This window comes from Pseudomonas sp. TMB3-21 (genome assembly GCF_054898145.1).
Genome location: NZ_CM142718.1, coordinates 1,965,655 through 1,983,981, shown reverse-complemented (window position 1 = coordinate 1,983,981; position 18,327 = coordinate 1,965,655). Strand labels below are relative to the sequence as shown.

14 protein-coding genes, 1 pseudogene and 1 riboswitch are annotated in these 18,327 nt (G+C 59.3%); of the genes and pseudogenes, 9 read left to right on the top strand and 6 right to left on the bottom strand.

The features are described 5' to 3' along the window. The first annotated feature begins 90 nt into the window (after positions 1 to 90). Complete coding sequence (locus tag ACYZTS_RS09175) at positions 91 to 1,260, top strand: MFS transporter (RefSeq protein WP_028623280.1); 1,170 nt, start codon at positions 91 to 93, stop codon at positions 1,258 to 1,260. 229 nt (positions 1,261 to 1,489) lie between these two features. Beyond that, the gene (locus ACYZTS_RS09170) at positions 1,490 to 2,755 is read left to right on the top strand and encodes a cation:proton antiporter (RefSeq protein WP_028623279.1); all 1,266 of its coding nucleotides are present in this window, start codon (positions 1,490 to 1,492) and stop codon (positions 2,753 to 2,755) included. Here ACYZTS_RS09170 and ACYZTS_RS09165 read toward each other — a convergent pair whose 3' ends face one another. Beyond that, positions 2,756 to 3,643, bottom strand: a complete 888-nt coding sequence (locus ACYZTS_RS09165) for a formate/nitrite transporter family protein (protein WP_028623278.1) — start codon at positions 3,641 to 3,643, stop codon at positions 2,756 to 2,758. Positions 3,644 to 3,832: 189 nt separating this feature from the next. Next, entirely contained in the window at positions 3,833 to 4,231 is a 399-nt protein-coding gene (locus ACYZTS_RS09160) for an acyl-CoA thioesterase (protein WP_028623277.1), read from the bottom strand. Between the two features lie 197 nt (positions 4,232 to 4,428). Next, positions 4,429 to 4,527, top strand: a riboswitch (S-adenosyl-L-homocysteine riboswitch). A 22-nt stretch (positions 4,528 to 4,549) separates the two neighbouring features. Between ACYZTS_RS09160 and ahcY the strand changes: the two genes are divergently transcribed. The 4 genes and pseudogenes from ahcY (at position 4,550) to ACYZTS_RS09140 (ending at position 10,119) form a co-directional block, all read left to right on the top strand. Further along, positions 4,550 to 5,959: an adenosylhomocysteinase gene (ahcY, locus tag ACYZTS_RS09155; RefSeq protein ID WP_461995452.1), complete on the top strand. Its 1,410-nt coding sequence runs from the start codon at positions 4,550 to 4,552 to the stop codon at positions 5,957 to 5,959. A gap of 181 nt (positions 5,960 to 6,140) precedes the next feature. Then, positions 6,141 to 6,986 carry a methylenetetrahydrofolate reductase [NAD(P)H] gene (gene metF, locus ACYZTS_RS09150; RefSeq protein WP_461995450.1) on the top strand — a complete coding sequence of 282 codons (846 nt, stop codon included), beginning with the start codon at positions 6,141 to 6,143 and terminating at the stop codon, positions 6,984 to 6,986. 206 nt (positions 6,987 to 7,192) lie between these two features. Beyond that, a pseudogene (locus tag ACYZTS_RS09145) lies at positions 7,193 to 8,009 on the top strand (substrate-binding periplasmic protein). A gap of 223 nt (positions 8,010 to 8,232) precedes the next feature. Further along, complete coding sequence (locus ACYZTS_RS09140) at positions 8,233 to 10,119, top strand: DEAD/DEAH box helicase (RefSeq protein ID WP_028623274.1); 1,887 nt, start codon at positions 8,233 to 8,235, stop codon at positions 10,117 to 10,119. Between the two features lie 277 nt (positions 10,120 to 10,396). Here the strand turns inward: ACYZTS_RS09140 and ACYZTS_RS09135 are convergent, their stop codons facing one another. The 3 genes from ACYZTS_RS09135 to ACYZTS_RS09125 all read right to left on the bottom strand — a co-directional run bounded on the left by ACYZTS_RS09135 (position 10,397) and on the right by ACYZTS_RS09125 (position 13,954). Beyond that, positions 10,397 to 10,993, bottom strand: a complete 597-nt coding sequence (locus tag ACYZTS_RS09135; protein WP_461995448.1) for a YceI family protein — start codon at positions 10,991 to 10,993, stop codon at positions 10,397 to 10,399. A 32-nt stretch (positions 10,994 to 11,025) separates the two neighbouring features. Beyond that, positions 11,026 to 11,577: a cytochrome b gene (locus ACYZTS_RS09130; RefSeq protein ID WP_461995446.1), complete on the bottom strand. Its 552-nt coding sequence runs from the start codon at positions 11,575 to 11,577 to the stop codon at positions 11,026 to 11,028. A gap of 610 nt (positions 11,578 to 12,187) precedes the next feature. Continuing rightward, on the bottom strand, positions 12,188 to 13,954 hold the full coding sequence (locus ACYZTS_RS09125; protein WP_461995444.1) for a flavin monoamine oxidase family protein: 1,767 nt from the start codon (positions 13,952 to 13,954) through the stop codon (positions 12,188 to 12,190). Positions 13,955 to 14,176: 222 nt separating this feature from the next. On the opposite strand from ACYZTS_RS09125, the gene ACYZTS_RS09120 reads away from it, so the two are divergent. Next, on the top strand, positions 14,177 to 15,583 hold the full coding sequence (locus tag ACYZTS_RS09120) for an adenosylmethionine--8-amino-7-oxononanoate transaminase (protein WP_461995442.1): 1,407 nt from the start codon (positions 14,177 to 14,179) through the stop codon (positions 15,581 to 15,583). Between the two features lie 189 nt (positions 15,584 to 15,772). Next, complete coding sequence (locus ACYZTS_RS09115) at positions 15,773 to 16,492, top strand: 16S rRNA (uracil(1498)-N(3))-methyltransferase (RefSeq protein ID WP_461995440.1); 720 nt, start codon at positions 15,773 to 15,775, stop codon at positions 16,490 to 16,492. 88 nt (positions 16,493 to 16,580) lie between these two features. On the opposite strand, the gene trhA is transcribed toward ACYZTS_RS09115, so the two are convergent. Then, positions 16,581 to 17,198: a PAQR family membrane homeostasis protein TrhA gene (gene trhA, locus ACYZTS_RS09110; RefSeq protein WP_461995438.1), complete on the bottom strand. Its 618-nt coding sequence runs from the start codon at positions 17,196 to 17,198 to the stop codon at positions 16,581 to 16,583. Between the two features lie 184 nt (positions 17,199 to 17,382). Here trhA and ACYZTS_RS09105 point away from each other — a divergent pair, with 184 nt between their 5' ends. Further along, positions 17,383 to 18,297 (top strand): LysR family transcriptional regulator, encoded by a 915-nt coding sequence (locus tag ACYZTS_RS09105; RefSeq protein ID WP_028623266.1) that lies wholly within the window; start codon positions 17,383 to 17,385, stop codon positions 18,295 to 18,297. Positions 18,298 to 18,327: the final 30 nt, after the last annotated feature.

Below are 18,327 nucleotides of genomic sequence, written 5' to 3'. Positions count from 1 at the left end.
ATTCCTGTCTTTGTCCGTTCTCGTCGAGAGCGGTCACTGGCATGCGTATGCCTGATCAAAGCGTCAAGACTACCGACAGAGACCTTGCGCATGCCACTCGCTTTATTTGCCCTCGCCGTAGCCGCCTTCGGTATCGGCACCACAGAATTCGTCATCATGGGCCTGTTGCCCGATGTCGCCCGCGACCTTGCCGTGAGCATTCCCGACGCCGGCCTGCTGATCACCGGCTACGCCCTGGGCGTGGTGTTTGGCGCACCGATCCTCGCGATCGGCACCGCCAACATGCCGCGCAAAGCCACGCTGCTGGGCATGACGTTGATGTTCATCCTTGGCAATATTCTTTGCGCGCTGGCGCCCAACTACGCCACGCTGATGGCCGCCCGCGTGGTGACTGCGTTGTGCCACGGGGCGTTCTTCGGCATCGGATCGGTGGTGGCCGCCGGCCTGGTTGCGCCGAACAAGCGGGCCCAAGCGATTGCCATGATGTTCACCGGCCTGACCTTGGCCAACGTGCTCGGCGTACCGCTGGGCACCGCACTCGGGCAATACGCCGGCTGGCGCTCGACGTTCTGGGCGGTGTCAGTGATCGGGGTGATCGCGGCCATCGCGCAATGGCTCTGGCTGCCCAAGGACATCGCCATGGACAAGGCCAACCTCGCCAGCGAATTCAAAGTGCTGGGCAAGGTTAATGTCCTGTTGGCGCTGGGCATGAGCGTGCTGGCCTCGACCAGTCTGTTCAGCGTCTTCACTTATATCGCGCCGATTCTGCAGGACATCACCGGCGTCAGCCCCCACGGCGTGACGATCATGCTGCTGTTGTTCGGCGTTGGCTTGACCGCTGGCAGCATGCTCGGCGGACGCCTGGCCGACAGTCGCTTGCTGCCTTCGCTGGTGGGCATGGCGCTGGCGACGGCAGTCGTATTGGCGGCGTTTACGCAGACCAGTCACTCGGCCATCCCCGCCGCAATCACGCTGGTGTTGTGGGGGATCTTTGCCTTCGCGCTGTGCCCGATTCTGCAATTGCTGATCATCGATCAGGCGCATGAAGCACCCAACCTCGGTTCAACGCTGAACCAGAGCGCATTCAATCTCGGCAACGCGGCGGGTGCATGGATTGGCGGCCTCGTGGTCGCCAGCGGCGCCGACCTTTCCGACCTGCCCTGGACGGGCGCACTGGTCAGCGGCTTGACGGTGCTGACAGCGCTTCTGTTCATTTACCTGCAACGTCGCGGTGCTGCTGCGGTCAATGTGACCGGCTGAATCTTCACGTTACGGCTGCCACCGCAATCGCCAGCAGGCTGGCTCCCACAGGGTTCTGCATCCACCGGAGATCCACTGTGAGAGCTCGCTCCCACAGGGTTTCGCGTAGCCACCCGATGGTGCATCCACCGAATATCCACTGTGGGAGCGAGCCTGCTCGCGATGAAGCTGACGCGGTTCAACTGCCCAAACACAATCCTCCTACCCACCTCCCATCCAAGGACCCCGGATGCTTGAGCTTGTCGCTGCGTTTATCTGCCTCACCACCCTCCTCACTTACGTGAATTTCCGCTTCATCGGCCTGCCGCCGACCATCGGTGTGATGGTCACTGCACTGATGTTTTCCTTGTTGCTGCAAGGCCTGAGCCTGCTCGGCTACCCCGGCCTGGAAGAACGTGTTCAACAGCTGATCGGCCAGATCGACTTCGGTGATCTGCTGATGAACTGGATGCTGTCGTTCCTGCTGTTTGCCGGCGCCCTGCACGTCAATCTCAACGATTTGCGCAGCTACCGTTGGCCCATCGGGCTGTTGGCGACGTTCGGCGTACTCATCGCGACCGCCGTGATCGGCAGCCTCGCCTATTACATCTTTGCCCTGTTCGGGTGGCACGTGAGTTTCCTGTACTGCCTGCTGTTCGGCGCCTTGATCTCGCCGACCGACCCGATTGCCGTGCTTGGCGTGCTGCGCACCGCCAACGCATCCAAGCCGCTGAAAACCACCATCGTCGGTGAGTCGCTGTTCAACGACGGCACTGCGGTCGTGGTATTCACCGTCTTGCTGGGCATCGCGCAACTGGGTGAAACTCCGACCCTCGGCGCCACGGCCATGCTGTTCGCCCACGAAGCGATTGGCGGCGCGCTGTTCGGCGGGGTGATCGGTTATCTCGTGTACCTGATGATCAAGAGCATCGAGCAGCACCAGATCGAGGTCATGCTGACCCTGGCACTGGTGATCGGCGGCTCGGCCATGGCGAGCGAACTGCATGTATCGGCGCCGATTGCGATGGTGGTCGCCGGTTTGATCATCGGCAACCTGGGCCGCAACCTGGCGATGAACGACATGACGCGCAAGTACCTGGACGGTTTCTGGGAGCTGCTCGACGACATGCTCAATGCGTTGCTGTTCGCCCTGATCGGCATGGAGCTGTTACTGCTGCCGTTCAACTGGTTGCACGTTTTCGCCGCTGGATTGCTGGCAATCGCCATTCTGCTGTCACGCTTGTTGACCGTAGCGCCAGCCATCCTGCTGTTGCGACGCTGGCGCACGGTGCCGCGCGGAACGATCCGGATTCTGACCTGGGGTGGTTTGCGCGGGGGTGTCTCGGTGGCACTGGCGCTCGCCCTGCCATTGGGGGAGGAGCGAGACCTGTTGCTGAGCATCACGTACATCGTGGTGTTGTCATCGATCCTGTTGCAGGGCCTGACGATTGGCAAGCTGGTCAAGCGCGTGACCTGCGATGAGCCTGCGCCAGCGGCGCAGGCCGAGCATCACTGATTACGCTTTGTGATCCTGCGGATCAGGCTTCTTGACTTGATCCGCAGATTCCTTCGGCGGCCCACTCTCACTGCGAATCTGCGCATGGCTGATCAGGCCAAAGATGAAGCTGCCGCCGATGATATTGCCCGCCAAAGTAGGCCCGGCGAAAATCAGCCAGAAATCCTTCCAGGGCAATTCGCCGGCGAAGACCAGGTACGACACTTCCGCCGAACCCACCACGATGTGCGTGAAATCGCCGAGCGCCATGAGGTAGGTGATGAGGACGATAATCCACATCTTGGCGCTTTCCATGGACGGGATCATCCAGACCATGGTGGCGATCATCCAGCCGGAAATGATGCCTTTGGCGAACATTTTGCCTGCATCGTTTTCCATGACCTTGCGGCCGATCTCGAGGAAAGCGAGGTCGGTCTTGGTGTCGAAAATCGGCAGGTGCAACATCACGTAAGCGACCAGTATCGTGCCGCAAAGGTTACCCACCAGCACCACTGACCAGAGGCGCATCAACCGGCCAAAATTGTTCAGCGTCGGTTTGGTCATGACCGGCAGTACGGCCGTCAAGGTGTTCTCTGTGAACAGTTGCTGACGGGCGAGAATCACCGCAAGAAAGCCTGCGCAGTAACCAAAACTGGCGATCACCTTGAAGCCTTCGGCGTCCGGCAGCCGTGAATTGAGCAGCCCCATCGCCATCAGCGACAGGCCCATGGTCAAACCGGCAGCCAAGGCCGACCACCACAGGGCGGCGACGCTGCGTTCGAGCTCCTGATCGCCCTGGCTGCGGATAATTTCATGCAGCACCGCAGCGCGCGGTGGCTGATTTTTGTCGACCTCGTGTTTCTCTTGCGCCGAAAGGTTCGGGGTCTTGCCGTCTTTTTGCGTGTCCATATAACTCCGGAACCGGTGGCGTGCGATGAAGGTACGACACGCGCGGTTCGAAGCTGTTCACTGAGCGCAAAACAAAAGAGCTTTCTGTAGGAGCCGGCTTGCTGGCGATCGACTTGGGCTCGGTTATTGCGGTTATTGCGGTGATGCTGATGACGCCTTCGCCAGCAAGCCGGCTCCTACGGACTCGTGTTACTCGGCCTTATCCTCAAACTGGTCTTTGACGTATTTGATCTCGGTGCGGCCGTGCGGTGCCGGCAGGCCGTCTTCACCCAGATTAACGAAGACGATTTTCTCCACCGTCAGGATGCTTTTGCGAGTGATCTTGTTGCGCACTTCGCATTTCAGGGTGATCGAGGTGCGACCGAACTCGGTGGCGGTAATGCCCAGTTCGATGATGTCGCCCTGACGGGATGCGCTGACGAAGTTGATTTCGGAGATGTACTTGGTCACCACGCGCTGATTGCCCAGCTGCACAATGGCGTAGATCGCCGCTTCTTCGTCGAGCCAGCGCAACAGACTGCCACCGAACAGCGTGCCGTTGGGGTTGAGGTCTTCGGGTTTTACCCATTTGCGGGTGTGGAAATTCATATTCACTCCTGACCGTCTTGCCGATTGATGCCGGTCATCATGGCAGAGCCCGGACCAGAGCTCTATTGAGCATCGACTATGGTCTCGATTACCGTTCGGACATTGACCGATAGAAACGCTTTGGAAGATCAGCATAGCCCGCTATAATCGCCACCGTTTCAGAACGGTCATTTTCACTTACGTCCGTTTCCCGCCACCTGTCCGAGGGGCGCTGCAGCAGGTTCGACCTGTCAGGCTCGGATGGGGCGTTGCCTGGCCACGGCCAGACACTAAACGCACAACGGCGCCCATTCGCATACATACGAATGGAGGCTCTTCATGAGCGCTGTTATCACGCCTGCAGATTTTAACGATTACAAAGTTGCCGACATGTCCCTGGCTGCCTGGGGCCGTCGCGAAACCATCATCGCCGAATCCGAAATGCCGGCCCTGATGGGTCTGCGTCGCAAGTATTCCGCCGAACAACCGCTCAAAGGCGCGAAGATCCTCGGCTGCATCCACATGACCATTCAGACCGCCGTGCTGATCGAAACCCTGGTTGCCCTGGGTGCCGAAGTGCGTTGGTCGTCCTGCAACATTTTCTCGACTCAAGACCAGGCCGCTGCTGCCATCGCCGCTGCGGGCATCGCGGTTTACGCCTGGAAAGGCGAAACCGAAGAAGAGTACGAGTGGTGCCTGGAGCAAACCATCCTCAAAGATGGCGCGCCTTGGGATGCCAACATGATCCTCGACGACGGCGGCGACCTGACCGAGCTGCTGCACAAGAAATACCCGGCCATTCTCGATCGCGTTCATGGCGTGACCGAAGAAACCACCACCGGCGTTCACCGCCTGCTGGACATGCTGGCCAAGGGCGAGCTGAAAATCCCGGCCATCAACGTCAACGACTCGGTGACCAAGAGCAAGAACGACAACAAGTACGGTTGCCGTCACAGCCTGAACGACGCGATCAAGCGCGGTACTGACCACCTGCTGTCCGGCAAGCAAGCGCTGGTCATCGGCTACGGTGACGTGGGCAAGGGCTCCGCTCAGTCCCTGCGTCAGGAAGGCATGATCGTTAAAGTGTCCGAAGTTGACCCGATCTGCGCCATGCAAGCCTGCATGGACGGTTTTGAACTGGTTTCGCCGTTCATCGACGGTATCAACGACGGCACCGAAGCAAGCATCGACAAAGCGCTGCTGGGCAAGATCGACCTGATCGTGACCACCACCGGCAACGTCAATGTGTGCGACTCGAACATGCTCAAAGCGCTGAAGAAGCGCGCTGTGGTGTGCAACATCGGCCACTTCGACAACGAAATCGACACCGCTTTCATGCGCAAGAACTGGGCATGGGAAGAAGTGAAGCCGCAAGTTCACAAGATCCACCGCACCGGTCCTGGTTCGTTCGATGCGCAGAACGATGACTACCTGATTCTGCTGGCTGAAGGCCGCCTGGTGAACCTGGGTAACGCCACCGGTCACCCGAGCCGCATCATGGACGGTTCGTTCGCCAACCAGGTGCTCGCGCAGATCTTCCTGTTCGGCCAGAAGTACGCCGACCTGTCGCCAGCCCAGAAAGCCGAGCGCCTGACCGTTGAAGTTCTGCCGAAGAAGCTCGACGAAGAAGTGGCCCTGGAAATGGTCCGCGGTTTCGGCGGCGTGGTCACTCAGCTGACCAAGCAACAGGCTGATTACATCGGCGTCACCGTCGAAGGCCCGTTCAAGCCGCACGCTTACCGTTACTGATCGGCTGACTGGCGATCGCGGTATTCTGATTTACCGCGTTGCCTGAATCGCCAGCAAGCCGGCTCCTACAATTGCGCGGTGTACGCAATTTCAACGTACACCGACAACCTGTAGGAGCCGGCTTGCTGGCGATTGCAGACAAACCGACCCAACAGGTTTACGTGTTTCCAAGGATATGACCATGTCCCAAGACCGTCGCTACAGCTTCGAGTTCTTCCCTACGAAGACCGACGCTGGGCATGAAAAGCTGCTCGCCACTGCCCATCAGTTGGCCACCTACAACCCCGATTTCTTCTCCTGCACTTACGGCGCAGGTGGTTCGACCCGCGATCGCACGCTCAACACCGTGTTGCAGCTTGAAAGCGAAGTCAAAGTCCCTGCCGCCCCGCATCTGTCCTGCGTTGGCGACAGCAAGGCCGACCTGCGCGACCTGCTCGCTCAATACAAATCGGCTGGCATCAAACGCATTGTTGCGCTGCGCGGCGACCTGCCTTCGGGCATGGGCATGGCCAGCGGTGAAATGCGCCACGCCAATGATCTGGTTGAATTCATTCGTGAAGAGACCGCCGACCATTTCCACATCGAAGTCGCCGCCTACCCGGAGATGCATCCGCAAGCGCGCAATTTTGAAGACGATCTGGCCAACTTCGTGCGCAAGGCCAACGCTGGCGCGGACAGTGCGATCACTCAGTACTTCTTCAACGCCGACAGCTATTTCTATTTTGTCGAACGAGTGCGCGCGCTGGGCGTGAACATCCCGATCGTGCCGGGGATCATGCCGATCACCAATTACAGCAAGCTCGCGCGTTTCTCCGATGCCTGCGGTGCGGAAATTCCGCGCTGGATCCGCAAGCAGCTGGAAGCTTACGGCGATGACACCGCGAGCATTCAGCGTTTTGGTGAGCAGGTCATCACCGAAATGTGCGAACGCCTGTTGCAGGGCGGCGCTCCCGGGTTGCACTTCTACACGTTGAACCAGGCTGAAGCGAGTCTGGCGGTGTGGAATAATTTGCAGTTGCCGCGGTGAAGCAGCTGCAAGCTTCATGCTGAGAGCACCAAGCAAGATCAAGAGATCGCAGCCTCGTTTTACTCGACAGCTCCTACGGGCCCCAAGGTGAAATGAGGCGGCGATTTTTTGCTTTTTCGCTGCTTAAAATGTGAAGCAACACACGGAGATAGAGCTTGTGCATGCGGATTCTGGCTCTTTGCGGTTTCTCGTCGTAATCTCCAGCCATGCCTTGGATTGCCCAGTTACTCACCGTGCTGCTATTCACTTGCCTGAGCGTAACTGCCCGGGGCGAGAAACTGCGCATCGTCACCGAGCCATGGGCCCCCTATGTCTATGAACAAGACGGCAAAGCACTGGGCCTGGATTATGAAACGACGGCGATCGTCTTCAAACGACTGGGCATCGAAGTGGATTGGCAATTCCTGCCCTGGAAGCGCTGTCTGTCCATGCTCGAGCAAGGCCAGGCCGACGGCGCGCTGGACATTTTCCACAGCCCCGAGCGCGATGCGTCCCTGCTCTACCCGAGCGAGCCATTGTCCGAAGTGCAGTTCGTGATGTTCTACGCCAACGAGCGCCCTCATCCGTTCCGCACCCTTGAAGACCTGCGCGGCCTGACTGTCGGTACCTCGCCGGGCTACCTCTACAGTGATGACTTTCGTAATTCGACGCTGTTCACCCGTGAGTCCGCGCCCAGCCATGAAGCCAATTTCGGCAAACTGGTGCGGGGACGTATCGACTTGCTGATCACCGACCGCCGCGTCGGCCAGCACTTGCTCGACGAACTGAATATCCGCGACCAGATCAGTGAAAATCCCACCATCATCAGCCAGCAGAGTCAGTTTCTGGCAGTGCGCCGCAATGCCGGCATGGACCTGCTGGTGCAGCGCTTTGGTGCCGAACTCAAGCGCTTCAAACGTGAGCCCGCCTATGCGGAACTGAGCGCGCGATACGAAGCCGGGCCAGCTGCCGGCGCGAACGCCGCCAAGGTGACGAACAGCATCGAAAAAAACCGTTGAGCAGCAGGAAAGCGGCGCGCAGTGATTGCTCTGTTATACTCCGGCCTTCCCGCCAGGCTCACGCCCGGACGCTTGGAACCGTTTAAGGCATCTCGACCCCGCTACAGCGCAGCTTTGCAGCCCGCGCGAGCACTCCAGACAAGCCTTCGTGACCCAGCAGGACCGGACGGGATTGCGTTCCTCTTAAACGCCATTCGCGCCAGGCAAGACTCCCATTGGGCCAAGCCCTAACTAAAACAGGATTACTCATGTCCTTTGCTTCCCTCGGTCTCTCCGAGGCTTTAGTCCGTGCCATCGAGGCGGCGGGCTACACCGAGCCTACTCCGGTGCAACAGCGGGCCATTCCCGCCGTGTTGCAAGGTCGCGACCTGATGGTTGCGGCTCAGACAGGTACTGGTAAAACCGGCGGCTTCGCCCTTCCGATTCTGGAGCGGTTGTTCCCCAACGGTCACCCGGACAAATCCCAGCGCCACGGTCCACGCCAACCCCGCGTGCTGGTCCTGACGCCGACCCGCGAACTGGCGGCTCAAGTACACGAAAGCTTCAAGGTCTATGCCCGTGACCTGAAATTCGTCAGCGCCTGCATCTTCGGCGGCGTGGGCATGAACCCGCAGGTTCAGGCCATGTCCCGTGGTGTCGACGTGCTGGTGGCCTGCCCGGGCCGACTGCTCGACCTCGCCGGTCAAGGCAGCGTTGACCTTTCCCACGTGGAAATCCTCGTGCTGGACGAAGCCGACCGCATGCTCGACATGGGCTTTGTCCATGACGTGAAGAAGGTGCTGGCCCGTCTGCCGAGCAAGCGGCAGAACCTGCTGTTCTCGGCGACGTTCTCCAAAGACATCACCGACCTCGCCGGCAAGCTCCTGCATAACCCGGAACGCATTGAAGTCACGCCGCCGAATACTACGGTCGAGCGCATTGAACAGCGTGTTTTCCGTCTGCCGGCCAACCACAAGCGTTCGCTGCTGGCGCACTTGATCACCGCAGGCGCCTGGGAACAGGTGCTGGTGTTCACTCGTACCAAACACGGCGCCAACCGTCTGGCCGAGTACCTGGACAAACACGGCCTGACCGCCGTCGCGATCCACGGCAACAAGAGCCAGAACGCGCGGACCAAAGCCCTGGCCGACTTCAAGGCCGGTGAAGTGCGCATCCTCGTGGCGACCGATATCGCCGCTCGTGGTCTGGACATCGACCAGTTGCCACACGTGGTCAACTTCGAACTGCCGAACGTCGATGAAGATTACGTTCACCGTATCGGCCGTACCGGCCGTGCCGGTCGTTCGGGCGAAGCGATCTCGCTGGTTGCGCCAGACGAAGAGAAGCTGCTCAAAAGCATCGAGCGCATGACCAAGCAGAAGATTGCCGATGGCGATCTGATGGGTTTCGACTCCAGCGCTGTAGAAGCCGAGAAGCCTGAAGCCCGCGAGCGTCCGGATGTGCGTAACCCGCGCAATCCACGTGGCCCGCGCGGCGATGGTCCGAACGGCGGTGGCGGTGGCGGCGGTCGCAAGGACAAAGGCAAGGACAAGGGCGGCAAGGAAAAACCTGCTGCCACTGGCCGTGGCGATCGTCCGGCGCGTGAGCACAAACCGCGCGAAGGCACACCGGCGCGCGAGCAACAGCGCCCGGCGCCACGTGCGGCTTCCGCTGATCGCGCCCCGGATGAGTTCCTCGACGACGACATCGATAATTTCGGTAATCGCGTTGACTACGTTCCGCAAGCCAAACCGGCCCAAGGCCGTGGTCGCCGTCCGGGTGCCCCGGCACCTGGCACGGCAGCAGGTGCAACTGCAGGCGCAGGTGCTCCACGCGGCGGCAAGCCACAGGGTCGGCAAAGCGGTCCACGCAGCAGCGACGGCGCCAGCACTGGCACCCCGCCCGCCAAGCGCAGCGGCCCACGCAACGGCGCACCACGTGACGGTCAGGCCCGCCGCGAAGAAGGCCGCAGCCGTCGCCCAGCCCGTGACGACAAGCCCCTTTCAGAGCCAGCGGTGCAAAACCCGCGCGGCCCGGCACCGAAGATCATTCATAAGGAGTCGAAAACCGATCGTTTCCCGACGCCTGAACAACTTGATCAACTGCCAGGCCGTCCACGTGGTGAGAAACCGGCATTGCTGACCCGCAATCGCTGATTTTCCCCGCCATGAAAAATGCCCCGGATCGCGAGATTCGGGGCATTTTTGTTTCTCATAAACGGCCATTCACACAGGCTGCGGCCCACCTGGATTCATTGTGGGAGCGGGCTTGCTCGGGAAAGCGGTTGAACATTCAGCATTGATGACGGCTGACCCGGCGCTTTCGCGAGCAAGCCCGCTCCCACAAGGAGATCTCATCGTCCATATGGCTTGTGGCAGGCAAAAAAACGCCCCCGATCGCAAGACCGGGGGCGTTTTGATTCAGTCGCGAAAGTTACTTCGCTTTCACACCTTCAAACGTAACGTACAACTCTACTGCATCGGACGCTGCGCCCAGGTCTTTCTGCTTGCCGAAATCGGAACGCTTGATGCTGGTGGTGCCTTCGAAGCCGGCACGGTAGCCGCCCCATGGATCCTTGCCTTCACCCAGGAAAGTGGCCTTGACCACGATTGGCTTGGTCACGCCTAGCAGAGTCAGATCGCCAGTCACGTCTGCAGTGTCTTTACCCGCAGCGTTCTTGCCGGTGGACTTGACGCTGGTGGAAACGAACGTGGCCTTGCCGAATTTGCCCGCGTTCAGGAAATCACCGCTGGCGATGTGCTTGTCGCGCTCGGCATGGTTGGTGAACACGCTGGCGGTGTTCACGTTGAACTCGATTTTGCTGTCTTCAGGCTTGGCCGCGTCGAAGCTGAACTTGCCGTCGATGTCCTTGAAGGTACCGGTGATGAAGCTGTAGCCCAGGTGGCTGACCTTGAAGTCAACGAAGGCGTGCTGGCCTTCCTTGTCGACGATGTAGTCAGCCGCCATGACGTGACCTGCGGACAGCAGCGCGGAACCGATTGCCAGAGCGGCGAGGGTCTTTTTCAACATGCTTTCTATTCCTTTGGAGTCGAGGTTGAACTTCAGGCTTTGCGACCGAGCATTCGATTCAGGGTCGCATCACGGTCGATAAAGTGGTGTTTCAATGCTGCCAACGCATGGAGCCCGGAAAAAATTACCAGTACCCACGCCAGATAGAAATGAATCAAACCTGCGGTGTCTGCCTGATCCGGTAGTCCGGAAACCAGTGCAGGTACTTCAAACAATCCAAACACCGGAATCCCGACACCGTCTGCGGTGGAAATCAGGTAACCGGCAATCATCACAGCGAACAGACCGAGGTACAGAAAGGAATGGCCGAATTTCGCGCCGATGCGCGTCATGCGGCTATAGCTTTCCAGCGTAGACGGCGGAGGGCTGACGAAGCGCCAGAGCACCCGAAGAATCATCACGGCCAGCAACACCAGACCGACGCTTTTGTGCAGCTCCGGCGCATCTTTGCGCCAGGTGCTGTAGTAGTCGAGACCGACCATCCACAAGCCCGATGCGAACAAACCAAACACTGCCAAGGCCACCGCCCAATGCATGAAAATGCTGACCCAACCATAGCGCGAAGAAGAGTTACGTAGCTGCATTGCCCAAATCCTGTGAGAACTGCGACCAAGACTATCGAGTTATCTATCGAATTAAAGCGGAAAATTTCGCTTTGAAATATCGAGAAATACGATCAAGAGTCTGAAATAAGGGAGTTAAGGAAAGATTAAAGGCGATTTTGTGGCTGGATGTTAGTGGGAAAGGCAATGTGTGAGTGGCGGGTGAAGCTGCCATGCACGCCCGCCCGGTGAATCAACGTTGAGCAAAAACCTCCTGCTAGTTATGAAAGACCGCAGGAGGATGCATGCAATCAAGTTGTACGGATCCAGCAGGCATTTGCGAGCCAGTTGAGTGCCCGAATAACCAGCCAGCTTAGGTTCATCTACCACGCATCCATACAGGGGGACCAATATCGCTATTGCTGCCAGTATCTTCACGGTGCTCTCCAGGTTTTTGAAGAACATAGAACTCCATGCTGGCCCCTATCAATCGCCCCATTGCGATACGCCTGTGGGACGCCTCTGATATCGCGCTGGAGCCTGTAGGACCGATAGATTTGATAGGTGCAGGCAGCGTGTTCGATGTCTCTGGCTGGAATCCGAGCAAAAAAAAAGCGCGACCCCAGGGCCGCGCTTTTCGTGAGGCTGAACGTTACTGAGCGTTGGTCTCAGTCGTCGCCGCCGGTTTGGCCGCTGGCTTTTTCGCCGGCTCTGCCTTCTTCACCGGTGCTTTCGCCGGCGCCTTCTTGGCCTCGGTTTTCGCCGCTGGCTTTTTCACTGGCGCCTTGGCCGGGGCTTTTTTAGCCGGCTCGGTTTTCACCGGCGCTGCAGGTTTCGGCGCTTCGACCGGTGCAGGCGCCGGAACCGGTGCTGGCGCAGGTGCTGGTGCAACCGGAGCCACTGGCGCTGCGGTCTTCACTGGCTCTGGCTTCTTGTCCTCGTCCGAAGAACCACCAAACAGATTCGTGAAGAAGTTGCCCTTCTTCGCCGCTACTGCGCCTGCTGCCGCCGCCGTCGCCGCAGGCACCACCTTCGCCGGCTCAAACGACTTGCCGGCTGCCAGGTCTTCAACTTGAATTGCCGCGCGCTGACCGGTGCGCAATGCGCCTTCCAGCGTGCCCGGGTACAAGGTGTCGGTGTGTTCGCCGGCGAACGCTACACGTTGCAGCGGGCGCTCCCACAGGCGCCAGTACTTGCTGATCTGGCCCGGACCGTAGGCCAGGTAAGCGCCGCCCATCGACGGGTCGGTGCTGTAGCGACGAATTTCGTAACCGGTGAACGAACCGCGCGCCTGTGGATAAAACGCGTGCATGCGAATCAGCACCTGATCGGCCATCTGCTTGTCGCCAAATGCCTGCATCACCCGCGCGTTGTCGCCCGAGAGGTTGATCACCACGTTGGCGCCGCCTTTCAGCGCCGGTTCTACCCACAACATGCCCAGACCGGTGTTGCTGTAGATCTCGCCGGACATGCGCGCCTTGCTTTCCCACACCGGCGTCTTGAATTTCAACAGGACCTGGTCACGCCATCCGTAATTGGTGCCTTTGATCGCGCCCAGATGCTGGGCATCCAGCGCGGGAGTCATCTGGATCTTGTTCAGCGCGCGCAACGGTACCGCTACTACCACGTAATCCGCCTGATAGCCGACGCTGCCGACTTTGACCGTAACACTGTCCTTGGACTGGATGATGGCCGACACCGGCGAGCTGGTCTTGATGGTTTTCAGCTGTTTAACGAACGCCTGAGCCAGCACCGGGCTGCCGCCGAGCAGGCGCGAAGCACGCAAATCACGGTCGGAAACGCCCTGATAGACGCGACCCTGCTGTGCGAAATACAGCAGCGACAGGCGCGAAGGTTCGTCATAGCGGGTACGAATCTGCTGATTGATCAGCTGCCGAGCCGTGGCAGGCAAGGTCAGGCGATCAAGCCAGTTGGAGACGTTGATCTGATCCAGCGCATGCAGCGTGTTGTTGGCTGCCGGGTTCTGCGGATCCTCGATAGAGCGCGCGAGATCGTCGACGGTTTTTTCGTAGCGCTTGAGCGCTTCGGCCGTCGCCGGTTCCTTGGTGGCCAGGTCGGCAGCGGTGTAATACACGCCGTCGATCAGGTAGCTGGGTGTACGCACGAACTCCGGCGCCGGCGTGGTGCTCAGCTTGAACGTCGAGACGTATTTGTTCAGCACCGGTTGCGTCTTGTCGTTGCCGATCCACTCGCTGCTGGCCATGCCGGAGCGACCGCCCAGGCTCGGCTTGGCTTCCAGCAACGTCACCTGCCAGCCTTTGTTCTGCAGTTCATAAGCGGCTGTCAGGCCGGACAGGCCGCCGCCAATCACGATGGCTGTTTTATCCTTGGCCAGCGCGGACACGCTGAACAGCCCCAATATCACCAGCGCACAGGCGCGCAGCCAAGCAGCAGACATTCAGCGAACTCCGGAAATAACGTAAGAAATAACGGTTTTGCGAGTCAGACGACTCCAAGAGCAGCGAAGAATACGTCAGCCATCAAATGGCCGCCAGCAACGTCTATCGGCCTGTTCAAAGTAGTTCGTTCAATACAATAGGTTGTTCCCGGGCGACGCATTGCATAGGCTTGCGCGACTGCATGGCCGCGCCCGGCGCGGATCGCCTCGAGGAGACAGAACATGGGCTTGAACAATCAGTGGATGCAACGCGACCTCGCGGTGCTGTGGCATCCCTGCACCCAGATGAAAGACCACGAGCAACTGCCGCTGATCCCGATCAAACGCGGTGAAGGCGTATGGCTTGAAGATTTCGAGGGCAAGCGCTACCTCGACGCGGTCAGCTCCTGGTGGGTCAACGTGTTCGGCCATGCCAACCCGCGGATCAACCAGCGTATCAAGGATCAGGTCGATCAACTGGAGCACGTGATCCTCGCCGGTTTCAGCCATCAGCCGGTGATCGAACTGTCCGAGCGTCTGGTGAAGATGACACCAGAGGGCCTGACCCGGTGCTTCTACGCCGATAACGGTTCGTCCTGCATCGAAGTCGCGCTGAAAATGAGCTTTCACTACTGGCTCAATCGCGGCCAGCCGAACAAGAAGCGCTTCGTCACGCTGACCAACAGTTACCACGGCGAAACCATGGCGGCGATGTCGGTAGGCGACGTGCCGCTGTTCACCGAAACCTATAAAGCGTTGCTGCTCGATACGATCAAGGTGCCAAGCCCCGATTGCTATTTGCGCCCACAAGGCATGAGCTGGGAAGAACACTCGCGCAACCTGTTCGCCGTGATGGAACAGACCCTGGCCGAGAATCACGACACAGTGGCGGCGGTGATTGTCGAACCGTTGATCCAGGGCGCCGGCGGCATGCGCATGTATCATCCGGTATATCTGAAGCTGCTGCGCGAAGCCTGCGACCGTTACGGGGTGCACTTGATCCACGATGAAATCGCTGTCGGCTTCGGCCGCACCGGCACCATGTTTGCCTGTGAACAGGCCGGCATTCGCCCCGATTTCCTGTGTTTGTCCAAAGCCCTGACCGGTGGGTATTTGCCGCTGGCGGCGTGTATCACGACCGAAGATGTCTACAGCGCGTTTTACGACGACTACCCGACCCTGCGCGCCTTCCTCCATTCGCACAGCTACACCGGCAACCCGCTGGCGTGCGCGGCGGCGTTGGCGACGCTGGATATCTTCGAAGAAGACGATGTGATCGAAAACAACAAGGCCCTTGCCCAGCGCATGGCGACCTCGACCGCGCACCTCGCCGATCACCCGAACGTGGCGGAAGTGCGTCAGACCGGCATGGTGCTGGCCATCGAGATGGTCAAGGACAAGGCGACAAAAGAAGCCTATCCGTGGCAGGAACGCCGTGGCCTGAAGGTTTTTCAGCATGCACTGGAGCGTGGCGCCTTGCTGCGGCCGTTGGGCAGCGTGGTGTATTTCCTGCCGCCTTATGTGATCACGCCGCAGCAGATCGATTTTCTGGCTGAAGTGGCTAGCGAAGGGATCGATATTGCCACCCGTGAGGGCGTCAGTGTGTCGGTGCCGGAAAATTTTCATCCGGGCTTCCGTGATCCGGGCTAGAGCCCGTCACAGCCCCCCGGTTTTAAGGGGATTTATTTTGGCGAGGGGATTTATCCCCGTGGACTGCGCGGCAGTCCCATCTTTTGGGGCCGCTTCGCAGCCCAGCGGGGCGGTGCGACGTTCGCTAAATCCCCTCGCCACAGACGCCCGCCACAAACGTATTTCTGAATCAATTGCTCGAGACCCAGCATGAGACTGTCCCGCTTTTTTATCGACGCCCCCCTGAGCACTGGCGAACACGAATTGCCCGAAGCCCAGGCCCATTACATCAGCCGCGTGCTGCGCATGGCCGAGGGCGATGCCGTGCAATTATTCGACGGCTCGGGCAACGAGTTTCGCGCGACGCTGGCTGAGGTCGGCAAGAAACGCATCGTCGTGCAGATTGATGAAAGCTTCGCCGGGCAAGTCGAGTCGCCGCTGCAGATTCACCTTGGCCAGGGCCTGTCCCGTGGCGAACGGATGGACTGGGCGATTCAAAAAGCCACGGAGTTGGGCGTCAACGAAATCACCCCGATCTTCAGCGATCGCTGCGAAGTCCGCCTCAAGGACGAACGCGCCGACAAACGTCTGATGCACTGGCGCCAGGTGGCGATCAGCGCCTGCGAACAATGCGGGCGTTCGCGCGTGCCGGTGATCCATCCGCCGCTGCTGCTGGCGGACTGGTTGAAGCAGACTGAAGCCGAGTTGAAGCTGGTGCTGCACCCGGTGGCAGAGCCGTTGGTGAGTCATGCAAAACCGGCAACGCTGGCATTTTTGGTCGGGCCCGAGGGCGGACTTACCGATGCCGAGGTCGATCAGGCCAAGGGCGCTGGTTTCCATGCCGCCCGCCTTGGGCCGCGAGTATTGCGCACCGAAACCGCGCCGGTGGTGGCGTTGGCGGTTGCCCAGCAGCTTTGGGGGGATTTCTAAATTAAAAGATCGCAGCCTGCGGCAGCTCCTACGGGGGAATGCGATCCATGTAGGAGCTGCCGCAGGCTGCGATCTTTTGATCTTCTATTCACAAAACATAAAACAGAATCGCCACAAAGTGCAGCACGCTCCCGGCGATGACAAACAAATGCCAGATCCCGTGCGCATGCCGCAACCGGTGATCCAGGGCAAAAAAGATGATCCCCACCGTGTACAAGATACCGCCCGACGCCAGCCACGCGAAACCGGTGCTGCCCAGCGCCGCCAGCAGCGGCTTGACGGCGATCAACACGATCCAGCCCATCACCGCATAAATCACGATCGACAGCACTCGCGCCTCCGACCGCGGCTTGATCTCCTGCAGGATGCCGATCAGCGCCAACCCCCACACAATTCCGAACAACGTCCAGCCCCACGGCCCGCGCAAGGTCACCAGGCAGAACGGCGTATAGCTGCCGGCAATCAGCAGGTAAATCGAAAAGTGATCGACCTTTTGCATGATGGCTTTTCTGCGCCCGCGCACGCTGTGGTAAACGGTCGAAGCGCTGTAGAGCACCATCAAGGTAAACCCGTAAATCGCCACGCTGACGATTTTCCACGGGCTGCCATCCATGCTGGCGATCACCAGCATCCACACCGCGCCGATCGTCGCCGCCACCGCCCCGACCAAATGCGTCCAGGCGTTCAGTTTTTCCCCGTGATACATGTATTACTCACCTCAAAATTTACTGCAAAATCGCGCAAACCGTAGGAGCCGTCTAGTGAAACGAGGCTGCGATTTATTCAAGATCCAAAGATCGCAGCCTCGTTTCACGAGGCAGCTCCCTACATAGCTGCTACATAACATCGTATGCGTGCACAATCGAGTCATTCGAATAAGAGTCACACCCATGTTGATCGACGAAGAGTTGACCCTGAAAAAACTCGAGGTGTTCCTCGCCTTCATGCGCACCGGCAATCTCGCCCGCGCCGCCGCCGAATTGCAGACCAGCAACGTCAGCGTGCACCGGGCAATCCATTCCCTTGAAAGCGCCCTGCGGTGTCCACTGTTCAAGCACGAAGGCCGCAACCTCACGCCACTGGAAAGCGCCTACGTGCTGGAAGAACGGGCGCAAAAGCTGATCCAGGACGTGGTCGAAAGCGTGCGTCTGACCCGCGAAGCGGCTGGCTTCTCCGCAGAACGCTTCAAGTTGGGCTCGTTGTATTCGCTGACAGTGAAGACCGTGCCCCAGCTGATCATGGGCCTGAAAATCCGCCGCAGCGAACTCAACATCGATCTGATCCTCGGCTCGAATTTCGATTTGCTGTACAAGCTCAGGAACATGGAAGTCGACGCGATTCTGGTGTCGCTGAACGACAGCGTCAACGACCCGGACTGCGAGCAGATTCCGCTGTTCTCCGATGACATCTTCCTCGCCACGCCAGCAGATTCCAGGTTTGCTCAACGCTCTGAAGTCGATCTTGCCGAAGTCCGCGACGAGACGTTCATTACCCTGACCCAAGGCTTCGCCACGCACCAGGATGGCAATCGAGTATTCAAGCAGGCGGGATTCGAACCGAAGGTAGCGATGCAGGTCAACGACATCTTCACCCTGCTGAGCATGGTCAGTTCCGGGGTGGGTTATGCGTTGCTGCCAGGGCGGATTGCGGCGGTGTATGAAAACCGCGTGAAGCTGATTCCACTGCAGGAAAAGTATCGATTGCAGCAGCACATTGGCGTGGTGTTTCTGAAGGCCAAGGAGCGTGATCCGAATCTGTTGGCGCTTTTGGCGGAATGTCGGATGTATGCCAATCGGCAGGCCTGAGACCGCGCCGCGCCCTTCGCGAGCAAGCTC